At 69.7% G+C, this 24,570-nt stretch carries 23 protein-coding genes; 12 read left to right on the top strand and 11 right to left on the bottom strand.

What is annotated here, in order from left to right:
- Window positions 1-29: 29 nt before the first annotated feature.
- Window positions 30-797 (bottom strand): hypothetical protein, encoded by a 768-nt coding sequence (locus tag OO70_RS38520; protein ID WP_043682324.1) that lies wholly within the window; start codon window positions 795-797, stop codon window positions 30-32.
- Between the two features lie 60 nt (window positions 798-857).
- On the opposite strand from OO70_RS38520, the gene OO70_RS38515 reads away from it, so the two are divergent.
- Entirely contained in the window at window positions 858-1,643 is a 786-nt protein-coding gene (locus OO70_RS38515; RefSeq protein ID WP_043682321.1) for an adenosylcobinamide-GDP ribazoletransferase, read from the top strand.
- An 85-nt stretch (window positions 1,644-1,728) separates the two neighbouring features.
- Here OO70_RS38515 and OO70_RS38510 read toward each other — a convergent pair whose 3' ends face one another.
- The 5 genes from OO70_RS38510 to OO70_RS38490 form a co-directional block, all read right to left on the bottom strand.
- Window positions 1,729-2,511: an endo alpha-1,4 polygalactosaminidase gene (locus OO70_RS38510; RefSeq protein WP_043682318.1), complete on the bottom strand. Its 783-nt coding sequence runs from the start codon at window positions 2,509-2,511 to the stop codon at window positions 1,729-1,731.
- Window positions 2,508-3,158: a spherulation-specific family 4 protein gene (locus OO70_RS38505; protein ID WP_043682316.1), complete on the bottom strand. Its 651-nt coding sequence runs from the start codon at window positions 3,156-3,158 to the stop codon at window positions 2,508-2,510. Before OO70_RS38505 ends, OO70_RS38510 begins: the two co-directional genes overlap by 4 nt.
- A complete protein-coding gene (locus OO70_RS38500) occupies window positions 3,155-4,621 on the bottom strand; it encodes a hypothetical protein (RefSeq protein WP_043682314.1) in 1,467 nt (488 codons plus the stop codon). Before OO70_RS38500 ends, OO70_RS38505 begins: the two co-directional genes overlap by 4 nt.
- Window positions 4,618-6,141 carry a GT4 family glycosyltransferase PelF gene (gene pelF, locus OO70_RS38495; protein WP_043682311.1) on the bottom strand — a complete coding sequence of 508 codons (1,524 nt, stop codon included), beginning with the start codon at window positions 6,139-6,141 and terminating at the stop codon, window positions 4,618-4,620. The genes OO70_RS38500 and pelF overlap by 4 nt, the downstream gene beginning before the upstream one ends.
- 117 nt (window positions 6,142-6,258) lie before the next feature.
- The gene (locus tag OO70_RS38490; RefSeq protein WP_043682308.1) at window positions 6,259-8,283 is read right to left on the bottom strand and encodes a hypothetical protein; all 2,025 of its coding nucleotides are present in this window, start codon (window positions 8,281-8,283) and stop codon (window positions 6,259-6,261) included.
- A gap of 330 nt (window positions 8,284-8,613) precedes the next feature.
- Between OO70_RS38490 and OO70_RS38485 the strand changes: the two genes are divergently transcribed.
- The 3 genes from OO70_RS38485 (at window position 8,614) to sucB (ending at window position 13,780) form a co-directional block, all read left to right on the top strand.
- Window positions 8,614-10,137 (top strand): leucyl aminopeptidase, encoded by a 1,524-nt coding sequence (locus OO70_RS38485; RefSeq protein WP_043682305.1) that lies wholly within the window; start codon window positions 8,614-8,616, stop codon window positions 10,135-10,137.
- A 394-nt stretch (window positions 10,138-10,531) separates the two neighbouring features.
- Complete coding sequence (lpdA, locus tag OO70_RS38480) at window positions 10,532-11,920, top strand: dihydrolipoyl dehydrogenase (RefSeq protein WP_043682302.1); 1,389 nt, start codon at window positions 10,532-10,534, stop codon at window positions 11,918-11,920.
- Between the two features lie 57 nt (window positions 11,921-11,977).
- Window positions 11,978-13,780, top strand: coding sequence for a 2-oxoglutarate dehydrogenase, E2 component, dihydrolipoamide succinyltransferase (sucB, locus tag OO70_RS38475; RefSeq protein ID WP_043682299.1), 1,803 nt, complete (start codon window positions 11,978-11,980; stop codon window positions 13,778-13,780).
- A 65-nt stretch (window positions 13,781-13,845) separates the two neighbouring features.
- Here sucB and OO70_RS38470 read toward each other — a convergent pair whose 3' ends face one another.
- A complete protein-coding gene (locus OO70_RS38470) occupies window positions 13,846-14,493 on the bottom strand; it encodes a hypothetical protein (RefSeq protein ID WP_043682296.1) in 648 nt (215 codons plus the stop codon).
- Between the two features lie 254 nt (window positions 14,494-14,747).
- Between OO70_RS38470 and OO70_RS38465 the strand changes: the two genes are divergently transcribed.
- The 6 genes from OO70_RS38465 to OO70_RS38440 all read left to right on the top strand — a co-directional run bounded on the left by OO70_RS38465 (window position 14,748) and on the right by OO70_RS38440 (window position 21,432).
- Window positions 14,748-15,371, top strand: a complete 624-nt coding sequence (locus OO70_RS38465; protein WP_043682293.1) for a GntR family transcriptional regulator — start codon at window positions 14,748-14,750, stop codon at window positions 15,369-15,371.
- A gap of 287 nt (window positions 15,372-15,658) precedes the next feature.
- Complete coding sequence (aceE, locus tag OO70_RS38460; RefSeq protein ID WP_043682291.1) at window positions 15,659-18,361, top strand: pyruvate dehydrogenase (acetyl-transferring), homodimeric type; 2,703 nt, start codon at window positions 15,659-15,661, stop codon at window positions 18,359-18,361.
- Between the two features lie 267 nt (window positions 18,362-18,628).
- Complete coding sequence (locus OO70_RS38455; protein WP_043682289.1) at window positions 18,629-19,612, top strand: helix-turn-helix transcriptional regulator; 984 nt, start codon at window positions 18,629-18,631, stop codon at window positions 19,610-19,612.
- 78 nt (window positions 19,613-19,690) lie between these two features.
- A complete protein-coding gene (locus OO70_RS38450) occupies window positions 19,691-20,212 on the top strand; it encodes a DUF4240 domain-containing protein (protein ID WP_043682287.1) in 522 nt (173 codons plus the stop codon).
- 84 nt (window positions 20,213-20,296) lie between these two features.
- Window positions 20,297-20,839: a carboxymuconolactone decarboxylase family protein gene (locus tag OO70_RS38445; RefSeq protein ID WP_043682283.1), complete on the top strand. Its 543-nt coding sequence runs from the start codon at window positions 20,297-20,299 to the stop codon at window positions 20,837-20,839.
- Between the two features lie 113 nt (window positions 20,840-20,952).
- The gene (locus OO70_RS38440; protein ID WP_043682280.1) at window positions 20,953-21,432 is read left to right on the top strand and encodes a hypothetical protein; all 480 of its coding nucleotides are present in this window, start codon (window positions 20,953-20,955) and stop codon (window positions 21,430-21,432) included.
- Between the two features lie 48 nt (window positions 21,433-21,480).
- Here the strand turns inward: OO70_RS38440 and OO70_RS38435 are convergent, their stop codons facing one another.
- Window positions 21,481-22,182 (bottom strand): Clp protease N-terminal domain-containing protein, encoded by a 702-nt coding sequence (locus OO70_RS38435; RefSeq protein ID WP_043682278.1) that lies wholly within the window; start codon window positions 22,180-22,182, stop codon window positions 21,481-21,483.
- 56 nt (window positions 22,183-22,238) lie between these two features.
- Window positions 22,239-22,469 (bottom strand): hypothetical protein, encoded by a 231-nt coding sequence (locus tag OO70_RS38430; RefSeq protein WP_043682276.1) that lies wholly within the window; start codon window positions 22,467-22,469, stop codon window positions 22,239-22,241.
- A 122-nt stretch (window positions 22,470-22,591) separates the two neighbouring features.
- Here OO70_RS38430 and OO70_RS38425 point away from each other — a divergent pair, with 122 nt between their 5' ends.
- Window positions 22,592-22,921 (top strand): hypothetical protein, encoded by a 330-nt coding sequence (locus OO70_RS38425; RefSeq protein ID WP_158711572.1) that lies wholly within the window; start codon window positions 22,592-22,594, stop codon window positions 22,919-22,921.
- Window positions 22,922-23,022: 101 nt separating this feature from the next.
- Here the strand turns inward: OO70_RS38425 and OO70_RS53010 are convergent, their stop codons facing one another.
- Both OO70_RS53010 and OO70_RS38420 read right to left on the bottom strand, forming a co-directional pair.
- Window positions 23,023-23,220 carry a DUF397 domain-containing protein gene (locus OO70_RS53010; protein ID WP_078651719.1) on the bottom strand — a complete coding sequence of 66 codons (198 nt, stop codon included), beginning with the start codon at window positions 23,218-23,220 and terminating at the stop codon, window positions 23,023-23,025.
- Entirely contained in the window at window positions 23,217-23,999 is a 783-nt protein-coding gene (locus tag OO70_RS38420; RefSeq protein WP_043682428.1) for a helix-turn-helix domain-containing protein, read from the bottom strand. The genes OO70_RS53010 and OO70_RS38420 overlap by 4 nt, the downstream gene beginning before the upstream one ends.
- A 113-nt stretch (window positions 24,000-24,112) precedes the next feature.
- Here OO70_RS38420 and OO70_RS38415 point away from each other — a divergent pair, with 113 nt between their 5' ends.
- Window positions 24,113-24,520 (top strand): ATP-binding protein, encoded by a 408-nt coding sequence (locus tag OO70_RS38415; protein WP_043682271.1) that lies wholly within the window; start codon window positions 24,113-24,115, stop codon window positions 24,518-24,520.
- Window positions 24,521-24,570 lie beyond the last annotated feature (50 nt).

The following is a 24,570-nucleotide window of genomic DNA, read 5'->3' as shown; positions in this document are numbered from 1 at the left end:
GTGTGTCTACCGGCGGCCCGGCTCCCTCGTCACGGGCGCCCCGGAATCCGTACCGGCTCCGGATCCGGTTTCCCCCCGATCCAGTCCTGGAAGGCCCGGCTCGGGCCCGCCCAGCGGCGGTCGTGGTGGTAGGCGCGGAGGGTGGAGCGGGCTCGGGCCCGATGGCGGCGCTTGCGGTAGAAGCGCTTGGCCCAGGGGGAACCCGGGCGGGCCAGGCGGATCGCCCCGACGACGGCGACCAGCGGAACCAGGACCCCGAAGACCGCCGTGCGGGCCTTGCCCTTGCTCAGGGCGATGAGGGAGAAGACGAAGTTCACGGCGACGCTCACGATCACGCCGGCGCGGTCGTGGAGTTCGGAGGCGGTGAGGTCGTTGACGCCGAAGGGTGAGAAGCCGGCGAGGACGAAGCCGACCAGGGCCGCCGTCAGCACCACCGCCTCCACGCTCTTGCGGCCCGCCTCGGTCCAGTACACGTCGTCGAGGTAGAGGATCAGCGCGAACTCGTCCAGCACCAGGCCCGCGCCGATGCCGAAGACGATCGCGAAGAGCGCCGATCCGACGCCGTAGCGCGTGCTGGCCACGGCTCCGAAGCCGCCGAGCACGGTGAGTACGACCCCCGGGACGACGTGGTGGATGTGCACGTCACCGGCCTTGATGTTGCCGAAGGGGCCCTTGCCCGCGCGGATCAGGCGGGTGATGACCCGGGTGATGACGAACGTCAGGACGAAGGCGGTGAGCGCGAGGAGCAGGGGTAGTTTGCCCGGCTCGACGATGTTGCGGTGCAGCCAATGTCCCATATGGGCACTTTAGCCACGGCCGCCGGGGGCGCCCTCCTGACCGCCGGGTAATCTGCGCCGGTGTCCAAGACCTCGTCCCTCGACGGCCTCCGTTTCGCGTTCGGCACGCTGACTGTTCTCCCGGTCAGGGTGACTCGCTGGGACCGGGAGGCCGCGCGCCGCGGAATGATGGCGGCTCCGGCCGTCGGGGTGATCGTCGGTGGGTGTGCGGCGGGGCTGGGGTTGTCGCTCCTGTTTCTTGGCGCGGGCCCGCTGCTCGCCGCCGTCGGCACCGTCGCCGTGCCCGCTGTTCTCACCCGGGGTCTGCATCTGGATGGGCTTGCGGACACTGCCGACGGGCTTGGCAGCGGGAAGCCTGCGGAGGACGCGCTGCGGATCATGAAGCAGTCGGACATCGGGCCGTTCGGGGTGCTCACTCTCGTTTTCGTGCTGCTGGCGCAGGTGGCCGCGCTGGCTCAGCTCTACGGCGACTCGTGGGGCCGGGGTGCCGCCGCGGCGATCGTTTCCGGGATCGTGGGCCGGCTGGCGCTGACGTGGGGGGCGCGGGCGGGGGTGCCTGCGGCTCGGCCGGAGGGGTTGGGGGCGGCGGTTGCGGGGGTTGTGCCGGTGGGAGGTGCGGTTGCCGTGACCTTGTCCAACCTGGTGATCTCTGCGGCGCTCGGGCCTTTCTTCGGGGGGCAGGGCAGGGTGCGGGCGGTTGTTGCCGTTGTCGTGGCGCTGGTTGTCGCCGAGCTTCTGCTGCGGCACTGTCGGCGGCGGTTTGGTGGGGTTACCGGGGACGTGTTCGGGGGGCTGGCGGAGACTGCGGCTACGGCTGTGCTTGTGGTGCTTTCGGTGGGTGGGTGAGTGCGGGTGCGTGGGGGCTGGGCGCGCAGTTCCCCGCGCCCCTAGGTTGGCTGCCCCCGGGCATGTTCATTGGGGCCCGGCGTGTTCAGCAGGAACGGCGCCATGCGCCCAGGTCGTACTTCTTCTGTAGTGAACTCAGCTTCAGGTGGCGGGAGTTCGCGCAGAATTTGGTGGTCGGGAGTTCGTACTCGACGTGGAAGACCGCCTTGTTGGCCTTGATGAACGGGGTCAAGGAGTCGCATTCGCCGTACTGGGCGCACTGTTCGTTGACCGCGAAGTCGAAGTCGGTTACCAGGGCGGGGATTTGGGCGAGGTCGTTCTTCAGGCCGACTGCCATTCCCCGGGCGTGGGCCAGCTTGGCGATGAGGCGGTTGTAGCGGAGTTGGTCGGCTGCCTTGAGGGGGAAGCCGGTGTCGTTCTCGTAGCCGTCCATGTTGTCGGGCTCCACCGCGTCGAAGCCCTTCTTGCGGCACATGTCGAGGCGGGCTGCCATCAAGGGTTCGAGGACGTCGGTGCGGCGGATGTCGAGCCAGCGTTCGCCCTTCCAGCCGTTGCCCTTGCCCAGGACCGACTTGGGGAACTTCTTCGCGTCCGGGCGGAAGTCCTCCCAGGCGCCGGTGGAGAGGTAGCAGATGACCTTGCGGCCCTTGTCGTGCAGTGCGGTCACCGTTGCCTTGGAGTGGTCGAAGCCGTCGATGTCGTAGACCGGGACGTCGACGGAGGTGTCCAGGCGCCCGCTGAGTTGCCACTGCCAGGCCACACCCGGGCGGGGCTGCCAGCGCTTCCCGGTGTCCGGCTTGTCGTCGGGGGTGGAGGTGCAGCCCGCGAGGAGCAGGAGGAGCGCGACTAGCAGGGTGGGGCGTCTCATTGGACCGGCTCCAGGGTGTGGGGCAACGTACCCCACGGATGATCTCCCACGCCCGGTACCGCGCAGTGCACCGAGGCCCCTCGCGCATGGGCCTCCGCCGCGAGGTCGATGTCGGGCGGGACGCCATAGACGAGGTGGCCGAGGTGGACTCCGGGGGTGCCGCGCCAGGGTTGTGGGGGGAGTTGGCGGTACGTCGTCCAGGGGCCCTCGAAGGTGATCAGGACGTCGGCGATGCGGGCGTATGACGGGTGGGGTGTCGTGCCGTGGTTCAGGACGAGGGTGCCGCAGCCTGCGCCCCAAGCCGCGGTCGCCAGGTGTTGGTAGTGCCTGAAGTTCTCGTGTTCGGCGGTTACTTGGTCCAGGAACGCGCCGTCCGTGCCGTACCAGTCGCGGTGGCGGGTGAGATCCTGGACGACGTCCGCGTACGGGCGGCGGCCGTAGTCGGTGTCCGTGTAGCCGAGCAAACGCACGCCCGCGTCCCGTAGTTGGGCGGCGGTCTCGGCGAAGGCCGGGTCGGGGGCTTCGCCGGGGCCGCTGGCCGGGTTCAGGACCACGCCGTAGAGGCGGGGGGCCGCCGCCACGATCGCGGCCCACTCGGCGGGGCGGACGGTCGGGTGTTCGTAGTACGGGACCAGCAGTTGGCTCATCGGTGCGCCGTTGCCCTGCCCAACAGGCCGCAGACCAGGGCCGCTTGGGCCCCGGCCGCCGTGCCGTACACGTACAGGGCGATCCAGTGCGGGCTGCCCGCGTGGGTCAGGAGGGCGAGGGTCTGGGCCATGGCCGCCGTACAGCAGATCGCCGCGGCGGCGAGGACGGCGCCGAAGGACTGCAGGAGCAGGGCCGTCCACAGGACCATGCCGAGGAGGAGCAGGCCGGTGAGGCTTACTCCGCTCATGGCGGGGGTGTGCGGCCACAGGATGGTGGCGAGGAGGGTGAGGGCGAGGAGGGCTGCCAGGTAGGCGGTCAGGCACAGGGTGAGGGTTTGGCCTGTTGTGCGCCAGAAGGCTTTGGGGGTGCGGCTGTTGCGTAGGCCGGTGAGGCTGCCGCTGCGGAAGCGGTACAGGAGCCACTCGGCGGGGCCCATGCTCAGGGTGAGGGCGACTGCGGCGACGGCGCTGCCGCGCAGGGCGGCGTTGAGGACGAGGGCGCCGCTGCTCAGGCCGAACAGGGCGTAGGGGAGGCTGGCGGTGAGTCGGGGGGCCATTGTTGTTCGTTGTCTGCGGGCCGGTGGGGGCTGGTCGCGCAGTTCCCCGCGCCCCTTGAAGGCAATGCTGTTGGGCTGTACTTCGAGCAGGGCCAGTGTCGTTACCGCCAGTAGGGAGCCCAGCAGCAGGAGCAGTCTCGCGGCGTCCGGGATCGGGTGGAGCATGGCGAATACCGCGCCCGCCGTCATCGGCAACAGGGTTGCCAGTAGGGCTCGTTCGCGGCCCATGACCAGGAGGACCGTGGCCGCGCCCAGGTACACCGACTGGCCTGCGGCGAAGGTCGCGGTGGTCGGGTGGGTGGTGCCTGCCGCCGCCAGGGCCACCAGGGCGCCGAGGAGCATGCCCAGTGGTGCTCCGACCAGGAGGCTGTGGCGGGCTGCCGGGCTGTCGCCCAGGCCGAGCCAGGAGTAGGCCCGGTGGGCCAGGCCCTGGTTCCAGGTCCAGCCGGCCAGGGCGCCGGACAAGAGGGGGAGGGTGCCTGCCGGGAGGCCGAAGGACTCGGGGTGGCCGGCGAGGAGGGGTGCGCCGAGGACGTAGCCGAAGCCGGGGAGGGCGAAGACCACGCCTCGCAGCAGGCAGCCGAGCAGGCCGATCTGCCAGGGGTCGTGGGCGGGGCCTTCGGGTTCCGGGAAGCGGCGGGCGACTCGGTCGTACAACTCCTCCGCCAGGGCGAAGGAGTTCTTGACGCCGTACCGCTCGCGTATCTGGTCGTCCGACATGCCGTCGGACTCCAGGAGCGCGGCGATCTCGTCGGGGTGCACCGCCGCGCCGACGAACTCGTCGAGGCGCTCGGCGAGTTCGTCGATGGGGTCGGGTTCGGCCCAGCTCGGTGCGGGGCGTTGCTTGGGGACGCCGGGGAGGGTGTCCGAACTCGCCCCGGGTGGCAGCCAGATGGAACCGGTCACCAGTCGGTTCCGTCCGTCGCGACCGCCTTGTACCACGGATCGCGGAGTTCGGCGGTCCAGTCGGCGACGGTCTCGACCGTGGGCTCGTAGACCTCGGGGCGGCCCGCGAGCTCTTGGTAAATAGTCCGGAAATTGTCCACGGAGCGACGCAACGTGAACCGCTCGATAACCCTCTGGCGGGACAACTCGCCCAATTTCAGGCGGCGTTCGTCGTCGCGGAGGAGGGTGAGGGCGGCGGCGGCCATCTTCTCCGGTTCACGCGGCGGGACCACGAGGCCGGTGTCGCCGACGGCCTCGCTGACTCCGCCGACGTCGGTCGAGACGGTCGTACGGCCGCAGGACATGGCCTCGATGATGGAGAACGGGAAGCCTTCGGAGATGGAGGAGAGCATGACTACGTGACCTGCCGCGTAGGCCCGCCACACCTCGCTGATGCGGCCCTCGAAGGTCACGCCGTCGGTGACGCCCAACTCGGCGGCCAGCTTCTCCAGGCGGGTGCGGTAGGCCTCTCCGCCGGGCGGAACCGGGCCGAACAACCGCAGCCTGGTCTCGGGGAGTTCGGCCCGTACGGACGCATACGCGCGTAGAAGTGTTTCAAGATCCTTGATGGGGTCGACGCGGCCGCACCAGGAGAGGGTGGGGATCTCCGGTTCGGGGCCCGCGTGCGGGAAGGCGGCCGGGTCGACGCCGTTGTAGACCGTGCGGATGCTGTCGGCGTCGGCGCCGCCGCGCTCCTCCCAGCGGCGGTTGTACTGGTTGCACGGGGTGATCAGGTCGGCGGCCTTGTAGCCGTGCGAGTTCAGTTCGCGGTAGAAGCCGAGCATGAACGCCTTCACGGGCCAGCGCTGGCCGTCGCGGCGGTAGCCGAGGTAGCGCTCGCGCAGGTAGATGCCGTGCTCGGTGAGGAGGAAGGGCACGCCGTCGAAGTGATGGGCGGCCAGCGCGGGCAGGGTCGCCAGGCCGCTGCTGACGGCGTGCGCGACGCAGTCCTCGGGGATGCGGACCCCGAGGGGGCGAAGTGCGTGCTCCAGCAGGTCCGTTGCAGTCAGCGCGTCGTGAACTGTGGGGCGGGCGGCGGCCGTTGCCAGGTGCGGCATCGTCCAGATCCACATCAGCGAGCGCAGTGCCGTCTCGGTGCGCAGGGCCGCCGACAGGCGTCCGTCGCGGGCCAGTTGGGCCAGGTCGTACAGGCTCTCGCCGAAGTCGCAGTGGGCCTCGGGGTCGAGGAAGGAGAGCAGGAACCGCTCGTAGGAGTCGACGAAGCGGCGGCGGGCGGCGCCGTACAGGCCGTGCCTGCGGCGGCCGGGGCGCGGGCCCCAGGTCGGCACGGAGGTGTGCAGGTAGGCGTTGGGCGGCAGCTCCCAGGTCACGGGTTCGCGACCGCTGCCGGTGAGGGACAGGATGTGGAAGTCCACCTCCGGCATGCCCTTGACGAGTTGGTCGCACCAGGTGCTGACCCCGCCGTGGACGTGCGGATACGTGCCTTCGGTGAGCATGGTGACATGACGGCCTGTACGCATGGCTGTGCCACTTCCCCCCAGTTGGCGGATGGTGTGGGGGGAACTGCGGACCGGACCCCGACCGCGGGCTCGTCGTGGCTGGTCGCGCAGTTCCCCGCGCCCCTTCAGGGCGTTGTCCTACGGGAGATTGAGCGTGAGAGCGGTCTGCGTAAGCTCCGGCGTGGTCCAGGCCGAGCGCTCTCCCGCGTACGGCGTCCCGAACGCGGCGGTGCCGAGCGGCAGTTGCTGGGTGGTCCCTTCGGGTGCGGTCAACGGGATCTGAATCCCTGTGGGGGCGTTGACGGTGACGGTGGTGCCGACGCGGTACGCCTCGACGGTGCCGTTCGTGACGGCGGTCTGCCAGGCGGTGCGGTTCTGCAGTTCGGTGCCGATCGCGCTCTCCCGCAGGTTCTCCAGCGGGGTGTTGTCGGCGAACAGCGCCTGGTAGTCGGCGAGCACCTTGTCCAGGACCGGGTAGAGGACGCGGTCCTCGGCCAGGTTGGACTGGTGCGCGTAGTGCGGGAGCGGGTCGTTGCTGATGGCGTGGCCGAGGTCGGTGGCCGCCTCCTGCGGGACGATGTAGTCGTCGTAGCCGGTGGCGGTGTCCAACGGGGCGGACAGGCAGGTGGAGTTGGGGTTGTTCTCGCAGACGCCGCTGCCGCCGTCGGCCGTGGAGGTGTAGATCCAGTTGTACTCGTCGGCCATCTCGGCCTTGGTGCCCGCGTTGTAGTACACGTTCATCGGGTAGCGCGGCACGGTGAGGGCGTCGCCGACGGCCCGCTGGTCGGTCTCGCGGGAGTGGTCGGAGCCGGTCCACCTGATGCCGTTGTCGGCGAGGGCGCCGGCCAGGTTCGGGTTGTCGTTGGGCTGCTGCGGAAGCGTCTTGAGGCCCGAGTGCTCGCCGGTGACCAGCTCGTCCCGTTCGACCGGAAGGCCGTTCGCCACAGCCCAGTTGTAGTTGTTGGCGATCTCCGCCGAGATGTCGGCCCGGCTCAGGTACTGGGTCGTGCCGTCCGCGTTCTTCGCGCAGGTCCAGGGCACGGTCGTCAAGTCCTGGACGCAGCCGAGGAATTCGTGGGTGTACGTGTGGTTGATCCAGCGGAAGTCGGCCTTGTCGGCGAGGAGTTGGTCGGTGAGGGCGTCCGTGCCGCCGTTCTCGCTCTTCCAGTCCTCGCCCAGGCCCGCGTTGAAGGCCAGGTCGAGGGTGAAGCCGTGGTCCTGCTCCCACTGGGCCGCGTACACCGCGTCGGCCGCGGTCATCCGGATCGGCACGGTCTCCGAGCCGTCGCCCGACGTGCAGTCGTAGTCGCCGGGCGTGCAGTTGAGGGTGGTGTCCCAGCGGTCGTCGGGTGCGAAGACGTCGTCGACATGCACCGAGAAGTAGTTGCGCGCCTGTCCCAGGTGCACGCCCTGAGTGAGCCATTCGACGATGCCGCGCGCCAACACCCGGAACTGCTCCTGGTATTGGTTGTAGGCGAAGGTCAGCACCAGTTCGCGGCGCCCGTCGTGCGCGTACTCGCCGACCAGGCTGCCGCGCCCGGTACCGCCGGGCACGGCGGTGTCGACGTAGCTGGTGAAGCCGGTCCGGGGTGTGGCCACGAAGCCGTAACTCTCCTGCACGGACGAGGAGTTGTCCTCGAATGTGAGCGGCCCGTCGAGATAGCCGAAGTAACCCGCCCTGCCGTCGGTCGTGACATCCGCCTCATGTCCGTCGAGTGCCCCGGAGTAGGCGGCGTAGTCGAGACCGACCTCCGGGTGCGCCCAGGTGTAGGCGTCGACCTGCGGGATGCCGTACGTCGTCTCGTAGGCGTCCAGCGCGGTCTGTTCCGCCGAACCCGTCCCGAACGGCGCCTCGTTGGGCAGGACGACGCCCTGGTACTTGGCGCGGGGCGTGCCGTCGACCGTGTCACTGAGGAAGGCCGCGTCGATCGTGGGGCGGCCGGAGTCGTTCAGATTCACAGTCGTGTACGGAATGCCCTCGCTCTTCAGCTGGGCGGCGACGGCCTCGACGGGACTGTCGCCGTTGTCCACCACCAGCACCCTGAGATCGATGCGAGGCTCGTCGGCGGCCGATGCGCCGGGCGCCTCCAGACCCAGCACCAACAGTCCTGCGGCCGCCAGGACGGCGGCCCCGGTTCTCCATCCGTGCGTTCTGTGCGCCATGTCGTCCCTCCCCCAAGCGATCCTCCCTGTGGTCGACTCGCGGAGGATCGATGGAAATCATGCAAATCGATGAGCATGTCGCCCACATGAACCTCACGAGTGTGGCGCAGGACATCGAGGGTGAGGATCGAGAAGTGGCCACGCCGTCACGCTGAGTGAACCCCCGCGGGAATGAGCCACCGCGCACACGCGCGTAGGCTCGTCCTGGGCCTTCGCCAGCCCCCCATGCCTACCGCCGCCGCAGGTCGGAAATAGGGTCGGCTGTCGGGCCCGGTCGACCCACCCCGCTCGACCACCGCAACTTCACATCGGAAGCGAGAATTCACCACTGTGACTGCTCTCACTCTCAGCACCGCCGCGGCGCCCGGCCTGCGGGCCGACGCGATCGTGATCGGTGTCGGCAAGGGCGGCAAGGGCCCGGTCGTCGCACCGGGCGCCGACGCCGTGGACAAGGCGTACGACGGCAGGCTCGCCGGCATCCTGGAGACCCTGGGCGCCTCCGGTGCCGAGGGCGAGATCACGAAGCTGCCCGCCCCGGCCGGCTTCAAGGCACCCCTCGTTCTCGCGGTGGGCCTCGGCACGGAGCCCGCGGACGACGAGGCCTACGGCGCCGAGGCGCTGCGCCGGGCCGCCGGCGTCGCCGCCCGCGCCCTCACCGGCGCCAAGAAGGCCGCCTTCGCGCTCCCCCTCACCGACGCCGCCGACGCCGGCGCGATCGCCGAGGGCGCGCTGCTCGGCGCGTACTCCTTCGACGCGTACAAGGACAACGGCAAGGACGCGAAGAGCGGCGGCAAGGGCCCGCTCGGCGAGGTCGCCCTGCTCGGTGGCAAGCCGCGCGACAAGGAGTACAAGGCGGCCGTAGAGCGCGCGTTGGCGGTCACCGAGGAGCTGAACCGCGCCCGCGACCTGATCAACACCCCGCCGAACGACCTCGACCCCGAGGCCTTCGCCGCCGTCGCGCAGACCGCGGCCAAGGAGCACGGCATCAAGGTCGAGGTGCTCGACGAGAAGGCCCTGGAGAAGGGCGGCTACGGCGGCATCCTCGGCGTCGGCGCCGGTTCCGCGGCCGGTCCGCGCCTGGTGAAGCTGTCGTACACGCACGCCGAAGCCACCAAGCACCTCGCGTTCGTCGGCAAGGGCATCACGTACGACTCGGGCGGCATCTCGCTCAAGCCGGCCGGGCACAACGAGACGATGAAGTGCGACATGAGCGGTGCGGCCGCCGTGTTCGCGGCCGTCGTCGCCGCCGCGCGTCTGGGCCTCGCGGTCAACGTGACCGGCTGGCTCGCGCTCGCCGAGAACATGCCGTCCGGCTCCGCGACCCGGCCCGGTGACGTGCTGCGCATGTACAGCGGCAAGACCGTCGAGGTCCTCAACACGGACGCGGAGGGCCGGCTGGTGCTCGCGGACGCGCTGTGGGCGGCGTCGGCGGAGAAGCCGGACGCGATCGTGGACGTGGCGACGCTGACGGGGGCGATGGTTCTGGCTCTGGGGAGCCGCACGTTCGGCGTGATGGCCAACGATGATGCCTTCCGTGCGGCGATCGTGGACGCGGCCGAGGAGGTCGGGGAGCCGTCGTGGCCGATGCCGTTGCCGGAGCATCTGCGTAAGGGGATGGACTCCCCCACCGCCGACATCGCGAACATGGGTGAGCGGATGGGCGGTGGGCTCGTCGCCGGGCTGTTCCTGCGGGAGTTCGTGGGCGAGGGGATCACCTGGGCCCACGTCGACATCGCTGGGCCGGCGTTCAACGAGGGCGGGCCGTTCGGCTACACCCCCAAGGGTGGGACGGGGTCTGCTGTGCGTACGTTGGTGCGGCTGGCGGAGCTGACTGCTGCGGGTGACCTGGGCTGACGTTCGCCTAATAGCTCGATGCCTGAGGGGCGTGGGCGGCTGCGGGCCGGTTGTGGCTGGTCGCGCAGTTCCCCGCGCCCCTAGGCCCCTAGGGGGTCACACCCAGGGCTGCGGCGACTGCGGGTCCGGTCGCGCCCCGCAGCGGAGCTGCATATCGATACAGCCCCGCGCCTCTGGGGGGTCGCGCCCAGGTGTCTCAACAATTCACCGTCTCTCATGTGAGCGTGTGGCGTCTCACACCCAGGCCCGGCGTCTCGTTGGGCCTCGACAAGTGCGAAGATGGGCTCGGCAGGACAGGGCCCCCACCACAGGGCCGGAGAAAGAGCGGCCGGACACCAGCCGCCGCGCGGTCACTGACGACCGGCGTACGGCGCACATGCATGGAGGACGTGACGTGGCGAACGACGCCAGCACCGTTTTCGACCTAGTGATCCTCGGCGGTGGCAGTGGCGGTTACGCCGCGGCGCTGCGCGGGGCCCAGCTGGGACTGGACGTCGCCCTGATCGAGAAGGACAAGGTCGGCGGCACCTGCCTGCACCGGGGATGCATCCCCACCAAGGCTCTGCTCCACGCGGGCGAGATCGCCGACCAGGCCCGCGAGAGCGAGCAGTTCGGCGTCAAGGCCACCTTCGAGGGCATCGACGTACCGGCCGTCCACAAGTACAAGGACGGCGTCATCTCGGGCCTCTACAAGGGCCTGCAGGGTCTGATCGCATCCCGCAAGGTGCACTACATCGAGGGTGAGGGCAAGCTCACCTCCCCCACCTCCGTCGACGTCAACGGCCAGCGCATCCAGGGCCGCCACGTCCTGCTGGCGACCGGCTCCGTGCCGAAGTCGCTGCCGGGCCTGGAGATCGACGGCAACCGGATCATCTCCTCGGACCACGCCCTCGTCCTGGACCGCGTGCCGCAGTCTGCGATCATCCTGGGCGGCGGTGTCATCGGCGTGGAGTTCGCCTCCGCGTGGAAGTCCTTCGGCGCCGACGTGACGATCGTCGAGGGCCTGAAGCACCTCGCTCCCCTTGAGGACGAGAACTCCTCCAAGCTTCTTGAGCGCGCGTTCCGCAAGCGCGGCATCAAGTTCAACCTGGGCACCTTCTTCTCGAAGGCCGAGTACACCGAGTCCGGTGTCAAGGTCACCCTCGCCGACGGCAAGGAGTTCGAGGCCGAGCTGCTGCTCGTCGCCGTCGGCCGCGGGCCCGTCTCCGCCGGTCTCGGCTACGAGGAGCAGGGCGTCGCCATGGACCGCGGCTACGTCCTGGTCGACGAGTACATGCGGACGAACGTCCCGACCATCTCCGCCGTCGGTGACCTGGTCCCGACCCTCCAGCTCGCGCACGTCGGCTTCGCCGAGGGCATCCTGGTGGCGGAGCGTCTGGCCGGTCTGAAGACCGTTCCGATCGACTACGACGGTGTCCCCAGGGTGACGTACTGCCACCCCGAGGTCGCCTCCGTGGGCATCACCGAGGCCAAGGCCAAGGAGATCTACGGCGCGGACAAGGTCGTCGCTCTGAAGTACAACCTCGCGGGCAACGGCAAGAGCAAGATCCTCAACACCTCGGGCGAGATCAAGCTCGTCCAGGTGAAGGACGGTGCCGTGGTCGGCGTCCACATGGTCGGCGACCGCATGGGCGAGCAGGTCGGCGAAGCCCAGCTGATCTACAACTGGGAGGCGCTGCCCGCCGAGGTCGCCCAGCTGATCCACGCCCACCCGACGCAGAACGAGGCGCTCGGCGAGGCCCACCTGGCACTGGCGGGCAAGCCTCTCCACTCCCACGACTGACCCCCTCGGTCGGACGACGACACAGACTTCCGCAATTCGTAAGGAGCAACCGAAACCATGGCGGTTTCCGTAACCCTTCCGGCGCTCGGTGAAAGCGTCACCGAGGGCACTGTCACCCGCTGGCTGAAGGCCGAGGGCGAGCGAGTAGAGGCCGACGAGCCGCTGCTCGAGGTGTCGACCGACAAGGTCGACACCGAGATCCCCTCGCCCGTCGCCGGTGTGCTGGCCTCCATCAAGGTGGCCGAGGACGAGACCGTCGAGGTCGGCGCCGAGCTGGCCGTGATCGACGACGGCACCGGCGCTCCCGCCGCTGCCCCGGCCCCGGCCGCCGAGCCCGTGGCGGCTCCGGCCCCCGTGGCTGCTCCGGCTCCGGTCGCCGAGGCCCCCGCGGCTCCGGCGCCCGCCCCGGCCGCACCCGCCCCCGCTGCCGCCGCTCCGGCCGCCGGCGCCTCCGGTACCGACGTGGTCCTGCCCGCACTGGGCGAGTCCGTCACCGAGGGCACCGTCACCCGCTGGCTGAAGGCGGTCGGCGAAGAGGTCGCCGAGGACGAGCCCCTCCTCGAGGTCTCCACCGACAAGGTCGACACCGAGATCCCCTCGCCGGTCGCCGGCGTCCTGCTGGAGATCCTGGTCGGCGAGGACGAGACCGCCGAGGTCGGCGCCAAGCTCGCCGTCGTCGGCGCCCCGGGTGCCGCTCCGGCGGCTGCCCCGGCTCCGGCCGCTCCGGCCCCCGCGCCGGTCGCAGCCGCGCCGGTGGCCCCCGCGGCTCCGGTCGCGCCGCCCGCCCCCGTCGCCCCGCCGGCTCCGGCGCCCGCCCCGGTCGCCGCGGCTCCGGTCGCCCCGGCTCCCGCGCCGGTCGCTGCTCCGGCTCCGGTGGCCCCGGCCGCTCCGGCGCCCGCCGCCGCGCAGGCCACGGACGACGGCGCCTACGTGACCCCGCTGGTGCGCAAGCTCGCCGCCGAGAACGGCGTCGACCTGTCCACCGTCAAGGGCACCGGCGTCGGCGGCCGTATCCGCAAGCAGGACGTCCTCGCCGCCGCCGAGGCCGCGAAGGCCGCCGCAGCTGCTCCGGCTCCCGTAGCCGCCGCCGCTCCGGCCGCCGTGACTGCCAAGAAGACCCCGACCCTGGAGGCCTCTCCCCTCCGCGGCCAGACCGTCAAGATGCCCCGCATCCGCAAGGTCATCGGCGACAACATGGTCAAGGCGCTGCACGAGCAGGCGCAGCTGTCCTCGGTCGTCGAGGTCGACGTCACGCGGCTCATGCGGCTCCGCGCCCAGGCCAAGGACTCCTTCGCCGCGCGCGAGGGCGTCAAGCTCTCCCCGATGCCGTTCTACGTGAAGGCGGCGGCCCAGGCACTGAAGGCCCACCCGGCCATCAACGCCCGGATCAACGTCGAAGAGGGCACGATCACCTACTTCGACACCGAGAGCGTCGGTATCGCGGTGGACTCCGAGAAGGGCCTGATGACCCCGGTCATCAAGCACGCGGGCGACCTGAACATCGCCGGTATCGCCAAGGCCACCGCCGAGCTCGCGGGCAAGGTCCGGGCGAACAAGATCACCCCGGACGAGCTGTCCGGCGCGACCTTCACCATCTCCAACACCGGTTCGCGCGGCGCGCTCTTCGACACGATCATCGTGCCGCCGAACCAGGTCGCGATCCTCGGCATCGGCGCCACGGTCAAGCGCCCGGCCGTCATCGAGACGGAGGAGGGCACGGTCATCGGCGTCCGCGACATGACGTACCTGACCCTCTCCTACGACCACCGCCTGGTGGACGGCGCCGACGCGGCCCGTTACCTGACGGCCGTCAAGGCGATCCTGGAGGCGGGCGAGTTCGAGGTCGAGCTCGGCCTGTAAGGCACCCGGTCCGTTTGTACGGCGCCCCCGTCCGGAGCTCTCCGGGCGGGGGCGCCGCGCGTTTCCTACAACGTCCGGTCGCTCCACAGCACCAGCGTCTCCACCCACACGTTCGGGATGTACAGCTTCGGCGCGGGCGTCAGATGCCGGGTGCGGTACGCGCGCAGCACGTCGTACGTCGCGTCCAGGCAGTCCCGTGAGGTGAGCTTCCCGGTCCTCGGGTCGACGCCGACGAGGAAGCCGCGCCGCTCGACCTGCCGGACCATGTCCTGGGCGGTGCCCACGTCACTCGTCGACGAACCGGTGCAGCGGTAGCGGCTGTAGGGGTGGGTCGAGTGGCCCGGGTAGTGCGCATCCCGGGACATGTCGCTCAGCATCCGGGCGTACGATCCCGTCGTGTGCCAGGCGCCGATGTCGCCGCCGGGCGGGGTGTACAGCTTGTTGGTGGGGTTCTCGACGGCGCCGTACTCCCAGGTGTTCGTGCCGGTGATCCGGAAGCCCCAGCCGACGTGGCCGAGCTTCTGGGCGCCGTCCGGTTTCACGAAGACGCAGGCGCCGCCGCCGGCCGCCGTGCCGGACATGTTCCGCAGGGGCGTACCGGTCGTCGCCGACGCCGCGTGCGAGGGCGTCGGCCTGCACCCGGCCACCCCCAGGGTCAGCGCCGCCACGGTCACCAGTCCGAGTCCCGCGCTCCGAAGAAGTCCACTGTTCATGCCGTCCCCCGATGTGCCGAGGGGCACCTCTCGCGGCACCCCTACGGACGGCGACACCGTCCGGGGCCGGGGAGGTTCTGCCGGTGACACGGTGGTGACGGCTCCGGGCCGGGGCCGGTACGGGTCTTTACGGAGCCGGTTGCCCTGACAGCGTGTAAGTCTCGTCTCACCTGCATGAAAGCGCCCCCGTGCGCCCCTCCCGAGCGGGTGTGCGGCCTTATTGTCTAAACGTCAAACGCCCTTAAGGAGCTCTCATGACCGCGCCCGTCGTCCACTCGCTGCGCGAACAGATCCGCGAGCACATCGTGGAGGGGATCGTCAGCGGGCGCTGGAAGCCGGGCGAGCGGATCGTGGAGCGTCGGATCGCGACCGAGCTTGAGGTCAGCCAGACGCCGGTGCGGGAGGCGTTGCGCGAGCTGGAGTCGCTGCGGCTGATCGAGTCGGCACCGAACAAGGGCGTGCGGGTCCGGAATCTGACGGCGGCCGACCTGGAGGAGAGCTACCCGGTGCGGGCCGGTCTTGAGGCGATCGCGGCGGAGCTGGCGGCGGAGAAGCTGGCCCAGGACTGCTCGACGCTCGAACCGCATGTGGCCGCCCTGTACGAGGCGGACCGCGACGCGGACGGGACGGGCCAGGTGCGGCACACGGTCGGTTTCCACCGGGAGCTGGTCCGGGCGGCCGGGAACTCGGTGCTGCTGCACACCTGGGAGGGCCTCGGCATCGAGGTGTTCACGGCGCTGTCGATCCGTTGGCTGGGGACGGTGCAGCAGTCGTACGCGGAGGAGCACGAGGAGTTGGTGGCCGCGTTCCGGCGCCGGGATCCGCGGATCGCGGAGCTGGTGAAGGCGCACGTTCTGGGCTGCGCCCCGCGCCCTTGAAGCGATGGGGTTCGCAGTCGAGCGCAGCCATGCTCACCTGCGAAAACTCCCCGGAAAACGGCGAAAAACACGGCACCCGGTGCCCCCGCAAAAGGCACGCCGTGCCGACTTTCTCGTAATCAAGATATTTTGCCCGGGAACCTTTGATCGATCATCGATCAGGGAGTTACAGTCACCGACGGGCTCCCACCAGAGCCCGCCGCCCTGTCCTGCCAAAGACCAAGGGCACCCCCGAAAACACCCCTTGCCGACGAGGGCACCCCCCTTCGACTGAGGAAGGCGGCGACATGACCGACCCCTACGCCATCCAGCCGAGCGAGCTCGACCAGCTCCCGGACCGTGATCCCGAGGAGACCGCCGAATGGCAGGCCTCCCTGGACGCCGTCACGAAGGCTGCGGGCCCGCACCGTGCCGCGTACCTGATGCGCCGCACGCTGGAACGCGCGGAGGGCAACGGCGTCGCGCTGCCCAAGCTGCTCGAGACGGACTACGTCAACACCATCCCGACCGCCGCCGAGCCGGCCGCGCCCGGTGACGAGGCGCTGGAGCGCCGGATCACCGCGTGGAACCGCTGGAACGCGGCGGCGATGGTGACCCGAGGCGCGAAACACGGCGTCGGCGGCCACATCGCGACCTTCGCCTCGGCGGCCTGGCTGTACGAGACCGGCTTCAACCACTTCTTCAAGGGCAAGGAAGCGGACGGCTCCGGCGACCAGCTCTACATCCAGGGCCACGCCTCCCCCGGCATCTACGCCCGCGCCTTCCTCGACGGCCGCCTGACCGAGGCGCACCTCGACAACTTCCGCCAGGAGGCGGGCGGCAACGGCCTCCCGTCGTATCCGCACCCCCGGCGTCTGCCCTGGCTGTGGGAGTTCCCGACGGTGTCGATGGGCCTCGGCCCGCTGTCGGCGATCTACCAGGCGCGCTTCAACCGCTACCTCACCGCGCGCGGCATCAAGGACGTCTCCGAGTCGCACGTCTGGGCGTTCCTCGGCGACGGCGAGATGGACGAGCCCGAGTCGACGGCGGCCCTCGCACTGGCGAGCCGTGAGGGTCTGGACAACCTGACCTTCGTCATCAACTGCAACCTCCAGCGCCTCGACGGCCCGGTCCGCGCGAACTTCAAGATCGTGCAGGAGCTGGAGGCCCAGTTCCGGGGCGCCGGCTGGAAGGTCATCAAGTCGCTGTGGGGCAACGCCTGGGACGAGCTGTTCCAGCTCGACACCACGGGCGCGCTCGTACGACGCCTGCGCGAGGTACCGGACGCCCAGGTGCAGACGTACCAGACGCGTGGCGCCGCCTACATCCGCGAGGACTTCTTCGGCAAGGACCCGGCGCTCGTCGAGCTGGCGAAGCTGCTCAGCGACGACAAGATCCTCGAGTGTTTCCACCTCTCGCGCGGTGGTCATGAGGCGAACAAGGTCTACGCCGCGTACAAGGCGGCCGTAGAGCACAAGGGCGGCCCGACGGTCATCCTGGCGCAGACGGTCAAGGGCCACACGCTCGGCGAGGGCTTCGCGTCGAAGAACGCCAACCACCAGATGAAGAAGCTGTCGACGGACGAGTTCAAGCAGATGCGTGACCTGCTCGAACTCCCCATCAAGGACAGCGACTTCATCGACGGGGTCGTGCCCTACGGCCACCCCGGCGCCGACTCCCCCGAGGTCCGTTACCTCCAGGAGCGGCGGGCTGCGCTGGGCGGTCCGGCTCCGGCCCGTCGTACGCACGCGATCGCTCCGCTGCCCTCTGCTTCGGAGAAGGCGTTCGCGGCCTTCGACAAGGGTTCCGGCACGCAGAACGTGGCGACGACGATGGCGTTCGTCCGTCTCGTGAAGGACCTGGTCCGCGACAAGGAGACCGGTAAGCGCTGGGTGCCGATCGTGCCGGATGAGGCGCGCACGTTCGGCATGGAGAGCCTGTTCCCCTCGCTGGGGATCTACTCCCCGAAGGGCCAGACGTACGAGCCCGTCGACCGCGACCAGCTCATGTACTACAAGGAGGCCAAGAACGGCCAGATCCTCAACGAGGGGATCACCGAGGCCGGTTCGATGGCGGACTTCATCGCCGCGTCGACGTCGTACGCGACGCACGGCGAAGCGATGATCCCCTTCTACATCTTCTACTCGATGTTCGGCTGGCAGCGCACGGCCGACCAGATGTGGCAGCTCGGCGACCAGCTCGGCCGCGGCTTCCTGGTCGGTGCGACGGCGGGCCGTACGACGCTGACGGGCGAGGGTCTCCAGCACGCGGACGGTCACTCGCCGGTGATCGCGGCGACGAACCCGGCGGCGCTGTCGTACGACCCGGCGTTCGCGTACGAGGTCGCGGCGATCGTGCGCGACGGCATCCGCCGGATGTACGGCGAGGCGGCGCCGGGTGAGGACTCGAACGTCTTCTACTACCTCACCGTCTACAACGAGCCGATCCCGCAGCCCGCGAAGCCCTCCGGGTTGGGCATCGACGAGGGCATCGTCAAGGGGCTGTACCGCTTCAACACGGCGGAGTCGGCGGGGCTTTCGCCCGCTGCCAACGCGGCGCGGATTCAGTTGCTCGGTTCCGGTACGGCGATCCACTGGGCGTTGAAGGCGCAGCAGTTGCTCGCCGAGGACTGGGGTGTCGCGGCCGATGTCTGGTCGGCGACCTCCTGGACCGAGCTGCGGCGCGACGCGCTGGAGGCGGATGCGGCGCTGCTGCGTGGCGAGGAGCGGGTGCCGTACGTGCGGCAGGCGCTGCACGGGGCCGAGGGGCCGGTGCTCGCGGTCTCCGACTACATGCGGCAGGTTCCCGACCAGATCGCGCAGTGGGTCGAGCAGGACTACTCGTCGCTGGGCGCGGACGGCTTCGGTCTGTCGGACACCCGTGACGCGGCGCGGCGTTACTTCGGCGTCGACGCGGAGTCGATCGTCGTGGCGGCGTTGGCGCAGTTGGCGCGGCGCGGGGAAGTCAAGGCGACGGCGGTGAAGGAGGCGCGGGAGCGCTACGGGCTGTAGGGGTAGTTTTTTCGCCCCCGCCGCCCCTACCCGTCCCGTCCCTGGGGGCTGCCGCCCCCAGACCCCCGCTTCGGCCCCGAAAGGGCCTCGTCCTCAAACGCCGGACGGGCTGAAAAACCAAGCCCCGGCCGGCAATAACTCAGCCCCTCCGGCGTTTGAGGAGCGGGGGTCCAGGGGGCAGAGCCCCCTGGCGGGGTCGAAGGGGCGGAGCCCCTGGAGGATGGGACGGGTAGGGGCGGCGGGGGCGAGATCCCTCATCATGAAGCCATGCGCGCTGCCCGTCTCATCAAAATGGTGCTGCTGCTCCAGTCCCGCGCCACCATGACCGCCGCCGAGCTGGCCCGCGAGCTGGAGGTCTCCGAGCGGACCGTCACCCGGGACGCGCAGGCACTGTCCGAGGCGGGGGTCCCGGTGTACGCGGACCGGGGGCGGGCCGGTGGATACCGGCTCGTCGGCGGATACCGGACCCGGCTCACTGGGCTGGCCCGCAGCGAGGCCGAGGCGCTGTTCCTGAGCGGGGTACCGGGGGCGTTGCGCGAGATGGGGCTGGAGGACGCCGCGTCGGCAGCCCGGCTGAAGGTGTCCGCGGCTCTTCTCCCGTCCCTGTCGGACGCCTCGCGGGCGGCGGCGCAACGGTTCCACCTCGACGCGCCCAGCTGGTTCACGGCACCCAAGACCCCCGAGCTGCTCCCCTCCGTCGCGGACGCGGTGTGGGACGACCGCCGGGTGGTCGCGCGGTACCGGCGCGGGGACGCCGAGGTGGAGCGGGAGTTGGAACCGTACGGGCTCGTGCTGAAAGCGGGCGTCTGGTACCTGTGCGCGCGGGTCGCCGGCCGTGATTCCTTCCGGGTGTACCGGGTCGACCGGTTCACGGCGATCGATCCCGCGGGGGTCGACGAGCGCTTCCTACGGCAGGAGGACTTCGACCTTCCGGCCTTCTGGGAGGAACGGGCGGAGCAGTTCGCCCGGTCGATCCTGCGGGCCGAGGTGGTGGTACGGCTGTCACCCGACGGCGCGCGGAGACTGCCGTACGCCGTCGATCCGGCCGCGGCGAGGGAAGCGCTGGAGCTCGCGGGCGCACCGGAGGACGACGACGGCTGGGTGACGGTCACCGTCCCCGTGGAGTCCGAGGAGGTGGCCCACAGCCAGCTCGCGGGTCTTGGGCCGGACGTGGAGGTGCTCGCGCCGGAGAGTCTGCGGGCGCGGTTCGCGAGCGACACGCTACGGATGACGGCGTTGTACCGCCCATAACGATCTGCCCCGCTCCAGGTGACAATCCGCTCCACTCCACGTGCGCACCACCCGTCCAGGACCGATGCTTGTCCCGTGATGGACGAGACGGAGTTCTGGGAGCTGGTGGACGCCACCCGCGAGGCCGCCGAGGGCGACCCCGAGGAGCAGGCGGACCTGCTCGTGGACCGGCTGCTGCTGCTGGACCCGGAGCTGGTCCTGGACTTCGCCCGGCATTTCGAGGCCCGTTACAACCGCGCCTACACCTGGGACCTGTGGGGTGCCGCGTGGGTGCTGCTCGACGGGGCGAGCGACGACGCGTTCGACTTCTTCCGGTGCTGGCTGATCGGTCAGGGCCGCGAGGTGTACGAGGGTGCCGTGCACGACGCCGACTCGCTGGCCGACCTCATCGACGACTTCGACGACGAGATCGACGGCGACGGGGAGGAGTTGGGGTTCGCGGCGGACGAGGCGTACGAGCAGCTCACCGGCGCCGTAGCCCCCGACCTGGGGATTCCGCCCGCGCCCGCCGAGCCGCTCGGGGCACCGCTCGACCTGGAGAACGAGGCCGTGCTGGCGGAACGGTTCCCGAAGCTGCGGGAGAGGTTCCGGCAGGAGTGAGGGGGGTACGGCGACTGGTGCGCACCCCCGATCGAGCGGACCGACTCGATCGGACCTGATCGACCGGATCCCAGTGAGGTCACCGTGGCTCGAATCCCGTACCCGGAGCGTTCCGCCGAAGCCGTGGACGCGCTCCCCACCCAGTTGAACGCGTTCCGCATGCTGTCCCACGCCCCGGATCTGACGGGCCCCGCGATAGACCTGGGCATGGCCGTGCTCGGGTCGTCGCTGCCGGTGCGGTTGCGCGAGGTGGTGGTGATGGCGGTGGCGGCGCGTACGGACTGTGCGTACGGGGCCGTCCAACACCGCCCGATCGCGCTGGACGCGGGGGTGACGGCCGATCAGCTGGCCGCGATCGCCGAACTCCAGGCGGAGGAGGGCGAGTTCGACGAGGTCGAGTCGACGCTGCTGACCGCGACGGAGGAGTTGATGGCCCAACACACTCTCACGGACGCCACGTTGGGCGTGTTGCGCAAGCACTTCACGGACCGTCAGGTGGTCGAGGTGATCACGACGGTCGGGTACTACACGATGCTGGCCGGCCTCTTGAACGGCCTGGACGTGGACATCGATCCGGTGGGCGAGCAGTACCTGGGACTGGGCCCGGGCCGTCGCCAGAACCCGTAACGGTCCGTCAACTCACGTGTCACAGTGGCGTCTTGAAGCCACTCCGGCCGCAACTTCCGCCCGGCCGCGGCTCTCCTATGAAGCGACGACACCGCTTCCCCGGAGGGCCGCCCATGTTCCCGATCGTTCGCCCGCGCTCGATGGTTCTGCTCGGCGCGGCCATCATCGTCGTGGGGGTCACCGCGTTGGGCGGCGCCCTCCTGCTGGCCGGGCAGGAAGCCGAGGGCACGGACCTCGGCGACCCGGATCCGCAGGCCGTCAGCACGGTCTCCGTCTGCTCGGACGTGAAGGTCCACGCATGGGTCACGATGAACGTCGGGACGGTGGCCGAACCCGAGTACAAGAAGGTCGACTACGACGTCGACGCCAGCGCCCACGACCACGATCCCTTCGGCCGCACCTCGGCCAAGGGCTGCGACATGGCCGCCGGAGCCTTCGGTTCGCGCGTGGAGTTCAAGGCACCCGGCCTGAACAAGGGCCGGCCGTTCTATGTGACCGCGCCGGCCGACCGGCAGCACGTGCTGGTGCTCCGGCTCACCCAGCACGCCGACGGAACGGTCACCAGTGCACAGGAGTTGGTCGCCGCGCGCTGACGGCCACACCCCCGACCACCTGTCGACCACTGGCCGACCACTGGTCGGCTACTTGTCGAGTTCGGCGAGCCGTCGGTCGATCTCGGCCCTGACCGTCTCGCGCAACTCGTCCGGCGTGAAGCCGAGTTGGCGCAGGATCCGCGCGGCCGGGCTCTCCTCGACGCGGATCAGCCCCAGCAGCGTGTGTTCCGTACCGACCCAGTCGTGGCCGAGGTCGGCGGCGGCACGGCGGGCCTGCTCGATGGCTTCCTTGCTCTCCGGCCGGAACGCGATGTGACCGCGCAGCGCCTTCTCGCCGGCCGGTGGCAGCGCTTCCTCGATCGCGTCGCGGACGCGCTGCTCGGACCCGGTCTTCGCGACCAGCACCTGGTACGCCAGGCCTCGCGGTTCGCCGAGCAGGCCGAGCAGGAGGTGTTCGGTGCCGATGGAGTCGTGCTTGTGCGTGCGGGCGGCTTCCTGCGCGAGCACGATGCTGTGCCGGTTCAGGTTGGTGTACCGCTCGAAGGGGCCGGGTGCGTGGCGCTGCTGGGCGGCCTGCTTGGACACCCCGATGGCGTCGCCGATCTCGGTCCAGGAGGCGCCGGTCCGCTTGGCCTTGCTGACGTAGTGGTCGATGAGCTGGTCACCCAGGTCGGACAGGGTCTGGGCGCGGAGTCGGGCCTCGGTGATACGGGCCAGTTCGTCGGCTTCCGGGAGTTCCTCGTCGAGACGGGAGATCAGGTCCGCGAGGCTGATGTCGAGTGGACTCATGCGTCAATCTTAAGTTGACGATCCCGGGTCGTCAACTTGCACTTGACGCTCTTTCGCTACGCGGCGGTACGGCGGCGGCTCGTGTCCGTCGGGATGTAGGCCTGCGTCTGGTCGGCCCGCACCGCGTGGTGCATCGGGGCCGCGTTGGCCTGGTCGAGCGCGGAGGCCGTGACGGCGGCCGGGCCGAGGATCACGGTCGCGACCGCGCAGACCACCGCCCAGGGGCCGCGGGCGGACTTGGCCCAACCGGCCGACTTCTCCGTGGTGTTGGTGTGACTGCTGTTCATTTTCCCCACCTCCAGTCAGTGCGTGTGCATGACGATAGGGAGGTTGCCTCGGGGGACTCGGTGAGTTGCCTGCGAGAAACCTGTGAGCGTTGCCGGTGGGGGTGTCGGTTATCTTCACCGGCATGGACTCAGTGGAACCAAAGGTCTTCGAGCTCGACCGCGTCCATATGCAGGTCGATCACGGGATCTTCGAGCTGTTCCGGCGAAATCGCATCATCGGCTCGTACCGGACCCCGTTGAGATGGCTGAAGGTGCGGGCCGAGGCGCGCAGGGGTGGCGTGACCCGGCTGCACTTCGGCAACGTCGAGCAGCTCGACGAACCGATCTACGCGAGCACGACCAGCTCCAAGCGCCTGCTCGTCACCGTCGAGATCGCGACCGCCGACGAGCCGTTCTACCGCGCGTACTTCACAGAGCTGGCCCACCTGTCCGACCGCCCGATCGCCTCGTGACGACCGTCCGTCCAGAACCGCTACGACGACATCCCCGCCAGCGCTGCCCGCACCAGGGCGATCCCGTTGAGCGACACGGGAGTTGGCACCGGTGGACGAGATTACTGTGGTGCCGATTTTGCAGCCAAGTTTACGAAACTCGTCCATTCGTCCAGCGGAAACGCCAGCGTGGGACCGGACTTGGCTTTCGAGTCACGGATGTGGACCGTGGGTTGGGTTGGTTCCAGGGCGACTTCGAGGCAATCACCGCCCTGGCTGCCGCTGTAACTGGACTTGAACCAAGTGAGACCGGCGATCATAGCTCCCCTGCCATCTGCTCGATCAATTTCACTGAGTCGCCCGGGGTGAGCGCCTGCGTCCGGATCATGCCATAGCGCTGCTGGAAGTTGCCGACCTCTTCCCGGTCGTCGATCACGAAGCCGAAGGACTGCCCTTCGACGTAGGCGACCCACTGCCGTTCCTTCGTCTCCAGCAGGGTGAAGGGTCCGTCGAACCCGGCATGACCCTCGTACCGCGTCGGCATGACCTGGATCGATACGTTCCTCATCGCGGAGAGTTCCAGCAATCGCTCCAACTGCCCCTTGGCCACGACCGGCCCGCCCACGGGGCGGCGCAGCACCCACTCCTCGATGACGAGCGCGAGTGACACGGCCGGTACGCGGGTCAGCAGCTTCTGTCGCGCCAAGCGTGCCTGCACCCGGCTCTCGACCTCTTCGTCATCCAGCATCGGGCAGTACTCACCGAGCACCGCACGCGCGTACCCTTCGGTCTGCACCAGCCCTTTGATCACATGTGCGTCGTACGACCAGACACTGACGGCCTCTGCCTCTAGGTCCAGGTACTCCCCGAACCACGACGGATGCGGACTCCGCTCCAAGTGCTCCGCCGCCGCCTCGATCGCCACCCTCTGTTGAAGGAACTCCGCCGACTTCGCCACGAACCGGGCACTCGGCATCCGTTCACCCCGCTCCACCATGGCCACCTGCGACGCCGAATACCCGACATACACGCCCAGTTGCTCGCGCGTACTGCCCTGCGCGGCCCGCAGCGCCCGCACCACCGCCCCGAACATCTTCATGCTCGACGAACCTTCGACACCGTCCTGCACAGCCAACCCCCTTGCCCGCACACTCCCTTGTGTGCCACCGAAAGTCCTGTTCAGGCTAGCCACATCTCACGCACCGTGAGGGCATGCACACGCAATCACCCCCCGAAGTGGTGCTCCAACTCCTCGCGGAACCAGAGGGGTTCGCAGCGGTACGCCAAGCCGTCCGCGCGCAACTCAACGACTGGGGGTACCCCGAACTCGCCGACGCCGCAACGCTCTGCGTGACCGAGATGCTGGCCAACGTCCATCGCCATGTGGACAACCCGGAGTGTGAGCTGCGGCTGAGCACGCTCACGGCAGGCGGCGTTCGGGTGGCCGTAAGCGACCGTTCGCCCGAACTGCCCGTCTGGTACACCGAACCCGACTGGGATACGGAGAGCGGACGGGGCATCTTCCTGATCGCGTCCGTGGCGGACCTGTGGGGTGTCACGCCCAGACAGGGCCGGGGCGGCAAGCGGGTGTGGGCGGAGTTCACAGCAGTGAAGTCTTGACCCGCCTGGTGAGCCCCGGCTTACGGTGGCCGCCGCCGAACAGGAGCCCG

This window comes from Streptomyces xylophagus, from assembly GCF_000716435.1.
Taxonomy (GTDB): Bacteria; Actinomycetota; Actinomycetes; order Streptomycetales; family Streptomycetaceae; genus Streptomyces; species Streptomyces xylophagus.
This window is presented reverse-complemented; position numbering and strand designations above follow the sequence as displayed.